This is a genomic window from Flavobacterium melibiosi (assembly GCF_048158545.1).
GTDB lineage: Bacteria > Bacteroidota > Bacteroidia > Flavobacteriales > Flavobacteriaceae > Flavobacterium > Flavobacterium melibiosi.
Map to the genome: position 1 here is coordinate 150,504 of NZ_JBLNKU010000001.1, position 12,811 is coordinate 163,314.

Annotated in this window: 6 protein-coding genes; all 6 read left to right on the plus strand. The window is 34.5% G+C overall.

The window, feature by feature from the left end; translation table 11 throughout:
• The 6 genes from ACM55F_RS00625 to galE all read left to right on the plus strand — a co-directional run bounded on the left by ACM55F_RS00625 (window position 1) and on the right by galE (window position 12,500).
• Window positions 1-1,053, plus strand: coding sequence for a UDP-glucose--hexose-1-phosphate uridylyltransferase (locus ACM55F_RS00625; protein ID WP_416851742.1), 1,053 nt, complete (start codon window positions 1-3; stop codon window positions 1,051-1,053).
• 170 nt (window positions 1,054-1,223) lie between these two features.
• Window positions 1,224-4,298 (plus strand): SusC/RagA family TonB-linked outer membrane protein, encoded by a 3,075-nt coding sequence (locus ACM55F_RS00630; protein WP_416851743.1) that lies wholly within the window; start codon window positions 1,224-1,226, stop codon window positions 4,296-4,298.
• A gap of 11 nt (window positions 4,299-4,309) precedes the next feature.
• Window positions 4,310-5,827 (plus strand): RagB/SusD family nutrient uptake outer membrane protein, encoded by a 1,518-nt coding sequence (locus tag ACM55F_RS00635; RefSeq protein WP_416851744.1) that lies wholly within the window; start codon window positions 4,310-4,312, stop codon window positions 5,825-5,827.
• A 163-nt stretch (window positions 5,828-5,990) separates the two neighbouring features.
• Window positions 5,991-9,125, plus strand: a complete 3,135-nt coding sequence (gene lacZ / locus ACM55F_RS00640) for a beta-galactosidase, LacZ type (protein ID WP_416851745.1) — start codon at window positions 5,991-5,993, stop codon at window positions 9,123-9,125.
• Between the two features lie 89 nt (window positions 9,126-9,214).
• On the plus strand, window positions 9,215-11,437 hold the full coding sequence (locus tag ACM55F_RS00645; protein ID WP_416851746.1) for an alpha-galactosidase: 2,223 nt from the start codon (window positions 9,215-9,217) through the stop codon (window positions 11,435-11,437).
• A 43-nt stretch (window positions 11,438-11,480) separates the two neighbouring features.
• The gene (gene galE, locus ACM55F_RS00650; protein WP_416851747.1) at window positions 11,481-12,500 is read left to right on the plus strand and encodes a UDP-glucose 4-epimerase GalE; all 1,020 of its coding nucleotides are present in this window, start codon (window positions 11,481-11,483) and stop codon (window positions 12,498-12,500) included.
• Window positions 12,501-12,811: the final 311 nt, after the last annotated feature.

Here is a 12,811-nt window from a genome sequence, read left to right on the forward strand (position 1 = left end):
ATGAAAAATTTTGACATCAACGAAGATCCGCACAGACGCTATAATCCGTTAATCAACGAATGGGTTTTGGTTTCTCCACATCGTTCAAAAAGACCTTGGCAGGGACAAAATGAAACAGTTAGCTCGGATTCTTTACCGGAATATGATGCAACTTGTTACTTATGTCCAGGAAATGTTAGAGCGAATGGTGAGGTAAATCCAGCATATGAAAACTCTTTTGTTTTTGAAAATGACTTTGCTGCTTTAAAGCAAGAGGAGATTGTTTTTGAGGATAATAAAAAAGAAACGTTTTTCAAAGCACAACCAGAAAGAGGAATTTCCAGAGTGGTATGTTTTTCACCAAAACACAATCTGACTTTGCCGGAAATGTCTGTTGTTGCTATTGAAGACATTATTAATACATGGCAAAAAGAATATACTGATTTGGGCAATGTAGATTACATCAATCACGTCCAAATTTTTGAAAATAAAGGAAGTGTGATGGGATGCAGCAATCCGCATCCGCATGGACAAATCTGGGCACAATCTTCATTGCCGACCGAAGTGGAAAAAACGCAAAATAATCTGAAAGCGTATTATGAAAAACATGGAAGTACGTTGCTGCAGGATTATTTGCAAGAAGAATTAAAACTAAACGAACGTATTGTAATTGAGAATGATCATTTTGTAGCGTTAGTTCCTTTTTGGGCAATTTGGCCTTATGAAACGATGATAATCAGCAAACGTCATTTTGGAAAAATTACCGATTTTGCCGAAGCAGAAAAAACGGCTTTTGCGACGATTTTAAAACAATTAACTGCAAAATATGATAATCTTTTTAAAACGTCATTTCCGTATTCGTCAGGAATTCATCAGTCGCCAACTGATGGGGAACCGCATCCGGAATGGCAATTTCATATGCATTTTTATCCGCCATTGTTACGTTCCGCAACCGTAAAAAAATTCATGGTTGGGTATGAAATGCTAGGCGAATCGCAAAGAGATATTACCCCTGAGAAAAGTGCTGAAATTTTAAAAAAATTATCAGAACTTCATTATAAGCATTCCTCGTAAACGAAACAAAAGACAGTAAAAATTCCGAATAAATTGATTTCGAGCTCAATTTCAATTTCTTTCTTTTTCAAGGAAGTCTACTAATCTTTTGTCTCTTTTTAAAAGGATAATTAAATAAACACACAAAAAAAAAAATTTATTAACCAACCAATTTTTAAAACCATGAATTTATGAAAACCATTAAGAACGTAAATCAGTTGTTAAGGATTAAAGCATTCTTAACATCTAAACTCACTTTGTCAATAATCATTATGACCTCGTGTATTAGTTTACAGGCTCAAAATGTTATTACAGGGTCTGTTGTAGATCAAAAAACATCTCAAACTGTTATTGGCGCTTCTGTAGTAGTCAAAGGAACGACAAATGCAACCATGACTGACGGTGATGGGAATTATAAATTAAACGTAGCTGACCCTAATGCTAGACTAGTTTTTTCCTACATTGGATATGTTACAGTTGAAGAAGCTATTGCTGGTAGAAATGTAGTAAATGTTTCACTCCAAGAAGAAAATAATACATTAGAAGAAGTAGTTGTAATTGGATATGGTACTGTTAAAAAAAGTGATTTGACAGGAGCCGTTGCAGGATTAAAAGCGGCACAATTAGATTCTCAAAGTAATACAAATTTAGGAAGTGCAATACAAGGTAAAATTGCCGGTGTTACTGTAGAGTCTGCAGGTGGTGCTCCTGGTTCTGGAACTAGAATTCAGATTAGAGGTGCCGGATCATTAAACAATAACAATCCTTTGATATTAGTTGATGATATTGCTGTTGCATCAATGAATAACCTAAATCCAAGTGACATCGAATCAATTCAAGTTTTGAAAGATGCTTCTGCAGCTGCAATTTATGGTTCAAGAGCTGCAAACGGTGTAATTTTGATTACTACAAAAAGCGGAAAAAAGGGAGAAATGAAAGTTACCTTTGATTCTTTTTATGGTGTTGCCAGTGTGACTAAAAAACTAGATTTATTAAATCAAGAACAATGGGCAAAAGTAAGTAATGCTGCATATAGTGCAGCAGGAAAAGCACCATTAGACATTGCGCTAAATCCTCAAGTTCCTGGAGCGGGAATTAATTGGCAGAATGAAATATTTAGAGATGCCCCAACACAAAATTATTCATTAGGGCTTTCTGGAGGATCGGATAATTTAAAATATAATATGTCATTAAGCTACTTTAATCAAGAAGGAGTTATAAAAGAAACAAATTATGACCGTGTTAACTTAAGAGTTAAATCGGATTACAAAAAAGGGATTTTTAAAATTGGAGAAACAGTAATGTTGACCAAAGAAAAAAGAAATGATTTGCCAGGCATGCCAGGTCAAGGAAGAAATATTCTTGGGGCTGCTATATCTATGATTCCTGGATTTGCAATTTATAATGAAGATGCTATAGGCGGATATGGTGGAGCGTCAGGTGCGGTTACCGATATATTCAATCCAGTAGCGGCTTTGAATCTTTTTGATGTTAAAAATGATTACTACCAAGCATTGATTAATACCTATGCTGAGGCAAGTTTCTTTGATGGCTTTAAATATAAATTAAATGTAGGGGTAACGCTTTCTGAGCATAAGAGTTATAACTATACGCCACGTTATGAAGTAGGTGGATTCTTCAAGAATTTAAAAAATACTTTAGCGGAAGGAAGTGATTTAAACCAGTATTATCAAATCGAAAATACTTTAAATTACTCAAAAAAATTCGGTAAGCATTCTGTAAATTTATTAGCAGGGCATACTGTTTATCAAAATAATTTTCGTTCTATTTTAGGTTCTGTACAAGGAATGCCAGATGGTATATTTGTTCTGGCTGGTGCTGAACAACCCGCTATTTCAGGGATTGCTACTGAGAGTAAATTGATTTCTTATCTTGGACGTGCGATATATTCTTACGATAATAAATACATCCTTACGGCAACTTTTAGACGTGATGGTTCCTCTCGTTTTAGTCCAGAAAATAAATGGGGGAATTTCCCGTCAATTTCTGCAGCATGGGGAATAGGAAAAGAAGAATTTTTTAAAAACCTAGACTTACCTGTATCTGAATTCAAGTTACGTACAAGTTATGGTATATTAGGAAATCAAGAAATTGGAGATTACCAATATCTTGGATCGATTACATCAGGAATAAGCTATGGTACAGGAGAACCAAATACACTTTGGATCGGTAATATTCAAACAGAATATCCTGCGATTGGATTAAAATGGGAATCAACTACAACTGCCAATGTTGGTTTTGATTTAGGTTTATGGAATGGTAAATTAGATTATACTTTTGACTACTTTCAAAAAAACACATCAGATTTACTTTTACGTGTGCCAATTCCTTTGTCAGTTGGTTCTAGTAATGACCCTTATACTAATGCAGGTAAGGTTTCAAATAAAGGTTTTGAGATGGGGTTAACGCTTAATCAAAAAGTAGGAGATGTTAATTTCTCTATAACTTCTAATATTTCAAGTGTAAAAAACCGTGTTGAAGAATTGAGCACAGGAAGTCAGATTCTTGCAGGTTCTAGTGGGTCATTTCACGGGTCTGCTGTTACTTACAGTAAGGTAGGGTATCCTATTTATTCTTTTTTCCTTGTTAAGACTGATGGATTATTCAGAACACAAGAAGAACTGGATGCGCATAATGTAAATGGAAGTCCTATTCAACCTAGAGCACAAATAGGAGACATAAGATATGTTGATTTTAATGGAGATGGAAAAATTGATGCTGGAGACAGACAATTTAGAGGAAGTGCTTTTCCTGATTTCGAATATGGGCTACGTATTCAAGCAGATTGGAAAGGAATTGATTTGACAGTTGCCGCTCAAGGGGTTCAAGGGAATGAAATATATAATGGAAATAATACGGATTTAGCAACAGTAAAAGCAAATACGAATTATGCTGCTTCAACTTTAGATTCATTTACTTTTAATTCAAACTCTAATTTCCCAAGATTAAATATTGATGATCCAAATGATAATGGAGCTGATTATTCAGACCGTTTTCTTGAAAATGGTTCTTATCTGAGAATAAAAACGATTCAATTAGGATATACGTTTCCTAATGACTTAAGTAAAAAAATAGCAATTGACAGATGTCGATTCTATGTTGCAGGAGATAATCTTTTCACTTCTACTAAATATACAGGATACAATCCTGATGTTTCGGCTGATGGACTTGGAGGTAGAGGAATAGATTATAAATCGTATCCATTAAGCAAGACTATTATTTTTGGTATGCAACTTAACTTTTAAATCAACGAAAAATGAAAAAGAAATTAATTATATTATATTTTATGGGAGGACTGGCTTTGCTAAGTTCTTGTTCTGATAACTTAGAATTACAAAACCCTAGTAAAGTAACAACCGGTTCTTTCTGGCAAACTCCTGAGGATTTGGAGTCTGGATTAGCGACTGTTTACAATGTTTTAGTAGATAACAATAACGCAGGTTATTGGGAAATACAAGCAATGCAGTTGAAAGAAAACAGAACAGAAAATTTCGTTGCAAGAAATGATGTCCCTGGTCGTTATGCTGTTTCTACCTATAAGAATACACCTAGTACAAATGAAACTACTGGAATGTATAAAGCAATGTATATTGGGATATTTCGTGCGAATCAAGTAATCAATTATGCTCCTCAAATCAAAAATATTGATGAAACAAAAAGAGCACAAATAGTTGCTGAAGCTACTTTTCTTAGAGGATTGAATTATTTTAATTTAGTGAATGAATTTGGTAGTGTTCCGATTTTTACAGATTTAGTAAAGGAATCAGCAGATTATTTCAAAGAAAAATCGACAGAAGAAGAGGTATGGAAACAAGTTATTGCTGATTTTGAGTCTGCAGCAACAAGTCCGCTACCTGAAATTTATCCTTCAGCTTTAAAAGGCAGAGTGACAAAAAATACTGCAATCGCTTACCTTGGAAAATCGTATTTGTATTTAAAAGATTGGGCAAAAGCCGAAGAGCAATTTTCTAAACTGGTAAATAACGAAACCGCAAATGGGTTTGGTCTTTTGGATGATTACGCACAATTATTTGATGGTAAGCATGAAAATAGTAAGGAATCAGTGTTTGAAATTCAATTCAGCAGACAAGGTGGTGCTACTATTTGGGGTGGAAATCCATCCGAAAGAACAAGAGCAACTACTATGGCTCAAGAATTAGCGCCAGGAGAAGTTGGAGGATGGTTTGAGCTGTTGCCTACTAAAAAATTATTAGATGCGATGACTAAAGAGAAAACTACGGATGGTAGTTTTGATCCAAGAGCACTTGCTACTTTGGCATGGGATTATCCGGGAAGTGTTTATTATAATTATAATTTCACAACTAAATTTAAGGCGACTGATATATGGATAAGAAAAAATCAAAACTGGTGGAATAATGACGAAGGGGATTGGAAATCAGAATTGAATGAATATGCAATGCGTTATGCTGATGTTCTTTTAATGCTTGCTGAAGCAAAAACGATGCAAGGAAAAGTTGGTGAAGCAATACCTTTAGTTAAAAGAATAAGAGACAGAGCGAAGTTGGCTACTATCACAATGACAGGGTGGAGTCAAACCCAAATGATGGATGAGATTATGCATCAAAGAAATGTTGAATTTGCTCGTGAAGGGATTCACTGGTATGATTTAAGAAGATGGGGTACTTTAGAAAAAGTAATTAAAGAAAGTCAAGTTGGCGGTTATCTTAATTACTCGGCTAAATACAACTACTTTCCTATTCCGGAAAGTGAGTTGAATAACAACCCAAAAATGACACAAAATGCCAATTGGTAATAAGGTCCATACATTTTAATTAATAAAAGGTTAAAATAAGAATTTGACAAATGGTTAATGAGCTATATCATAGTGAATTAATCATTTGTCATCTCTTATAAAAACATCCGATAGCTTTAAGTTTATCAGATAAAAGTATTTCGATCTTAAAAATTCATTAAACATGAAAAAAGCAACAATTTTATCCTGCATTTTTACCATTATTTCTTTGGTTGTGTTCGCACAAGAAAAGCCAATGACTAATGATTGGGAAAATCCAGCAATATTTCAGATTAATAGAGAACCTGCAAGAGCTGCATTTTTACCTTATGCTGATGAATCATCTGCTATTGCTGATGATTATACCCGTTCTCCTTGGTTTCTTACCTTAGACGGAAAATGGAAATTTAATTGGGCACCAACACCCGATCAGCGTCCTAAAGATTTCTTCAAAACAGATTTTAATACAACCAACTGGAAAGAAATTTCTGTGCCTTCAAACTGGGAATTAGGTGGGTATGGAATTCCTATTTACACTAATATAATCTATCCATTCGTTAAAAATCCACCGTTCATTGATCATGCAGATAATCCAGTAGGGTCTTACCGACGTGCTTTCGAGTTGCCAGAAAACTGGAACGGACGTCGTGTTTACCTTCATTTTGAAGCAGGAACTTCAGCGATGTATATTTGGGTAAATGGAGAAAAAGTAGGGTATAGTGAAAATACGAAAAGTCCAACAGAATTTGATATTACTAAATATGTAAAAGCCGGTAAAAATCAGGTAGCTGTTGAGGTGTATCGTTGGAGTGATGGTTCTTATTTAGAAGATCAAGATTTTTGGCGTTTGTCAGGAATAGATCGTGACGTTTATCTTTATAGTACGGCTAATACTCGTATTGCAGATTTCTTTGCTCGTCCTGATCTTGATGATTCTTATAAAAACGGAAGTCTCTCCGTTGATGTTAAACTTAAGAACATGAACAAGGTTGCAAAAAACAACCAAACTGTAGAGGCTAAATTGGTGGATGCAACAGGAAAGGAAGTTTTTACAAAAACGATAAAAATAAATTTAAAAGCAAATTCAACGGAATCAGCTAGCTTTAATGAAAAAGTAGATGCACCACTTTTATGGAACAATGAAAATCCTTATTTATATACTTTATTGCTTACGCTTAAAGATGATACTGGAAAGTCCGTGGAAACGGTTTCTACTCAAATCGGTTTCCGAAAAGTAGAATTAAAGAACGGACAGTTATTGGTTAACGGCATCCGAATCATGGTGCATGGTGTAAATATCCATGAACATAATCCTAAAACGGGTCATTATCAAAATAAAGAAACCATGATGAAGGACATTCGCATGATGAAGCAATTAAACATCAATGCGGTGCGAAGTAGTCATTATCCCTCTAATCTGGAATGGGTGAAGTTGTGTAATCAATATGGTTTGTTCTTGGTAGATGAGGCTAACATTGAAACTCATGGTATGGGTGCTGAATTGCAAGGTTCTTTCGATAAAACAAAGCATCCTGCTTATCTGCCAGAGTGGAAAGCAGCTCACATGGATCGTATTTACAGTTTGGTAGAACGAGACAAAAACCAACCTTCTGTTATTCTTTGGTCTTTGGGTAATGAGTGTGGAAACGGACCTGTTTTTCAAGAGGCTTATAATTGGATAAAAAACAGGGATAAAACGCAATTGGTTCAATTTGAGCAAGCTGGTGAAGAAGAAAATACCGATGTAGTTTGTCCTATGTATCCTAGTATGGATTATATGAAAGAGTATGCTAAACGCAAAGAGGTGAAACGTCCGTTTATTATGTGTGAATACTCACATGCCATGGGGAATAGTAGTGGTAATTTTCAGGAATACTGGGATATTATTCGCAGCAGCAATAACATGCAGGGAGGATTTATCTGGGATTGGGTAGATCAGGGATTCGAGATGACAGATGAAGTAGGACGCAAATATTGGTCGTATGGTGGAGATATGGGAAGCCAAAATTACACCAACGATGAAAATTTCTGTCATAACGGATTAGTTTGGCCAGATCGTACGCCACACCCAGGTGCTTTTGAAGTAAAAAAAGTGTATCAGGATATTCTGTTCACAGGGGTTGATTTGAAACAAGGTCTTATTCAGGTAGAAAACGGATTTGGTTATACAAATTTGGATAAATACCTTTTCAAATATGAGGTTTTAGAAAACGGGTTGGTCATTAAGACGGGTGCAGTTGATATAAATCTTGTGCCACAATCCAAGAAACAAATACAACTTGAATTACCAAAATTAGCATCAATAGATGGAGTTGAATATCTTTTGAATATTTACGCTTACACAAAAGAGGGTACCGAAGTTTTACCGCAAAATTTTGAAGTTGCCAGAGAACAGTTTTCAATTAGCGAGAGTAACTATTTTGTTAAATCAGCAGCAAAAGGGATAAGTCCTGTTGTTAAAGAAACTAAAGATGCTATCACCCTTAGCGCTGCAGGTGTTGAGGTGACAATAAATAAGAAAACGGGTTTGATGCAACAATATAAATCTAATGGGGAGTATTTTTTTAATCAAATGCCGGTTCCTAATTTTTGGCGAGCACCTACGGATAATGATTTTGGGAATTATATGCAAGTAAGCAGTAATGTATGGAGAACAGTAGGAAGATTTAGTAGTTTGGATACTATGGAGGTTAAAGAAGTAGCAGGTAAAACAATAGTAGTAGCTCACCTTTTCTTAAAAGATGTAGCGTCTTATTATACCATTACTTACACAATGGACTCTGACGGTAGTTTAACAGTACAGAATTCATTCAAAGCAGGAAACAATCCATTGGCCGAAATGCCTCGTTTTGGAATGTTGTTCTCTCTCAAAAAAGAGTTGGATAATTTTAGTTACTACGGAAGAGGACCTTGGGAGAATTATCAAGATAGAAACACATCATCTCTGAAGGGAATTTACCAAAGTAAGGTTGCTGATCAATATGTTCCTTACACACGTCCTCAAGAGAATGGATATAAAACAGATGTTCGTTGGTTAACACTTACAAATAATTCAGGAAATGGAATTGAAATAGAAGGTTTACAGCCATTAGGAGTAAGTGCATTACATAATTATCCTGAAGATTTTGATCCAGGTTTGACAAAAAAGTACCGTCATACTAGTGATATTACACCACGAAATGAAGTAGTGATTTGTGTCGATTTAGCGCAAAGAGGAGTTGGTGGAGACAATAGTTGGGGTGCTATGCCGCACGAACAGTACCAATTGAAAGACAAAGAGTATAGTTATGGCTTTGTTATTAAACCTAAAAAGAAATAAAAAATTAAAATTTCACTCCTTTTTATTATTTATAAATAGGGGTGAAATAAATTGAGCTGATACAAATGAAGCTGTTAAAATTAATTATTATGAAAGAAAAACTAAAATTCTGTTTCAATAAAAAGGGTGTTTTTACATTGTTTTTTATGTTTAGTGTAATCAGTTTATGGGCGCAAAAAGTTACAATACCTATTGTAACCAATAGCAATATGATGTTGTTGCAGACAGATAGTAATAATCGTTTGATGACAGTCTATTTTGGGAAACCTCTGACAAATGTCAGTGAATATCCATCAGCTTCTGGGGCTTATAATTTCAAGGATGAAAATGCCGGAATTTATAATGGAGTCTATACTCCTGCGGGAACTTGGAATCTTTCGGAACCAGCTATTCAAGTAAAGCATGCTGACGGAAATCCATCTTTGGAACTTAAATATGTAAGTCATAAAACAGAAAAGGTTGACGCTAATTCATCCCTTACAAGTATCGTTTTAAAAGATCCTGTTTACCCATTTGAGGTAACTTTGTTTTATAAAATTTGGGCAAAGGAGAATGTAATCGAACAATGGTCAGAAATAAAGCATAATGAAAAAAAGGCAGTTCTGTTACAGAAATTTGCTTCGGCCAATTTGTATTTCACCAATAAAGATTTTTACTTGACTAGTTTTCAAGGGCAGTATTTAAAGGAAATGCAGCCTATTGAGTCAAAGCTTTTGCAGGGAATTAGAACAGTAGATTCTAAACTGGGCACAAGAGCGATGTTGCTTCAAAATCCTAATTTTATTTTATCTTTTGGGAAGCCTGCTTCAGAAACTGAAGGTACAGTTATGCTTGGACAATTGGCTTGGAGTAGTAATTTTAAATTAGATTTTGAGGTTGACTCGTATAAGAATCTTCGTCTTATTGCAGGAGTTAATCCATTTGCTTCTGAATATCTTTTGCCTGCGAATCAAGTTTTTAAAACACCGTCTTTGATATATGCTTTGTCTAATAATGGTACTGGTGAAGCAAGTAGAAATCTTCATGATTGGGCAAGAAAATATAGAGTTTTAGATGGCGAAGGAGAACGTCTTACTTTGTTAAATAACTGGGAAGCAACTTATTTTGATTTTGATGAAAATAAAATTGCTGATTTATTTAAAGATGCTAAAGACATTGGAGTAGATATGTTCTTGTTAGATGATGGATGGTTTGGAAATAAATATCCTAGAAATGATGATAAAGCGGGTCTTGGAGATTGGAAAGAAAATGCAAAGAAGTTGCCTCATGGATTAGGTTATTTAGTAAAAGAAGCCAAAAAAGAAGGAGTTAAATTTGGAATTTGGATTGAACCTGAAATGGTAAATCCTAAAAGTGAGTTATATGAAAAGCACTTGGACTGGGTAATTCGCCAACCGGAAAGACCGGAAGTATATTATAGAAACCAATTAGTGCTTGATTTGTCAAATCCAGAAGTGCAGGATTTTGTATTTGGAATTGTAGACGACCTTTTTGTGAAAAATCCGGAATTGGCATTTATAAAATGGGATTGTAATGCGGTTATTTACAACGCGTATTCAGCCTATCTTAATAAAAAAGGCATTCCACAATCTAATTTATATGTTGATTATATAAGAGGTTTGTATAAAGTACTGGAAAGAATTCGGGTTAAATATCCTAAAGTTCCTATGATGTTATGCTCAGGTGGAGGAGGACGTGGAGATTATGAACTATTAAAATACTTTACAGAATTCTGGCCGAGTGATGATACGGAGCCTATTGAAAGAATATTTATGCAATGGGATTATTCTTATTTCTTCCCTTCCATTACAACGGATAACCATGTCACTGACTGGGGAAAACAGCCGTTGAAATTCAGAGTTGATGTAGCGAGTATGGGGAAATTAGGGTTTGATATTGTGGTTAGTCATTTAAGCGATAAGGATAAGTTGTTCTGCAAAGAAGCGATAAAAAATTATAGTTCATTCAAAGATATTGTTTGGCATGGTGATTTGTATCGTTTAGTGAATCCGCATGAAAATGATATTTCGGCATTAATGTATGTTGATAAAGACAAGAGTAAGGCAGTTGTTTTTAATTATTTGGTTAACAATCGATTTATGTTGACAGCAACTCCACTTCCGGTCGTTTTGAAAGGATTAGATCCAAATAAAAAATATGCAGTAAAAGAATTAAATATATATCCAGGAGCCAGTTCTACGATGTCTTCTGAAGATGTTTTTTCAGGTGATTTTCTTATGAAGGTAGGAATTAATCCGAATGTAAATTTGTTGAGAACTAGTGTGGTACTTGAAATAACGGAGGTGAAATAAAGTTTCAAAAAGCACATTAAGCACATTGTAAAAATTATAAAATATGAAAATACTAGTTACGGGCGGTCTAGGTTTTATAGGTTCGCACACGGTAGTTGAATTACAAAATGAAGGTTTTGAGGTTGTAATTATTGATAATCTTTCTAATTCTTCTGAAGAAGTTTTAAAAGGAATAGCTGCTATAACAGGAAAAACGCCTGTTTTTGAAAAGCTGGATTTGAGAGAGAAAGCTTCGGTACAGGATTTTTTCAAAAGACATTCTGATGTTTCTGGTGTAATTCATTTTGCAGCTTCTAAGGCAGTTGGAGAGAGTGTGGGGAATCCATTATTATATTATGAAAATAACATTAATACATTGGTTTATTTGCTTCAGGAATTACAACAAAAACCAGATGCTCATTTTATTTTCAGTTCTTCTTGCACTGTTTATGGTCAAGCCGAAGTGATGCCAATTGCCGAAACTACACCTGTTCAAACGGCAATGTCACCTTATGGGAATACCAAACAAATTGGCGAAGAAATCATTGCTGATGTTACAAAAGTAAGTAGTATAAACGCTATTTTGTTGCGTTATTTTAATCCTATTGGTTCGCATCCATCAGCTGAAATTGGAGAATTGCCTATGGGAGTACCACAAAATTTGGTTCCTTTTATTACCCAAACCGGAATGGGATTACGTGCAGTATTATCGGTTTATGGGAATGATTACCCTACTGTTGACGGAACCTGTGTTCGCGATTATATACATGTAGTCGATTTGGCGAAAGCCCATGTTATTGCTTTACAACGATTAGTAAACAAAAAGAATTCAGATAAATTAGAAACTTTTAATCTGGGAACCGGGACAGGAAGTTCTGTTTTGGAAGTGATTCAAGCTTTCGAAAAAGTAAGCGGACAAAAATTACCTTACACGATTGTTCCTAGAAGAGAAGGAGATGTGACTTCGGCTTATGCCAATACGGATAAAGCGAATACCATTCTTGATTGGAAAACTCAATCAACACTCGAAGAAGCTATTGCCAGTGCATGGAAATGGGAGCAGAAGGTCAGAAACAGTCGTTAAAATTTTTTAAATCAATTTTTGTTATGAAATGCTTATAAAATTGGGTTGTAAAATAGGTAGGTTAAAGGTTATTTTTATAAGACTTAACTTATATGATAATAATAAATGTAAAAAATACATTTATAAATGATGTAAATAAATATTTTTATTTTACTTTTGACTTTCATAATTCATAAAAAAACAATAAAATTAAAATACATATCATATTTTATAATCCATTCTTTAATGGAATTAAATGATTTTAAGCTAAGTTAAGTGTGATTTATTTAAAAAAAGCAGTATAATTACACTTATAAAAACAATATATAATA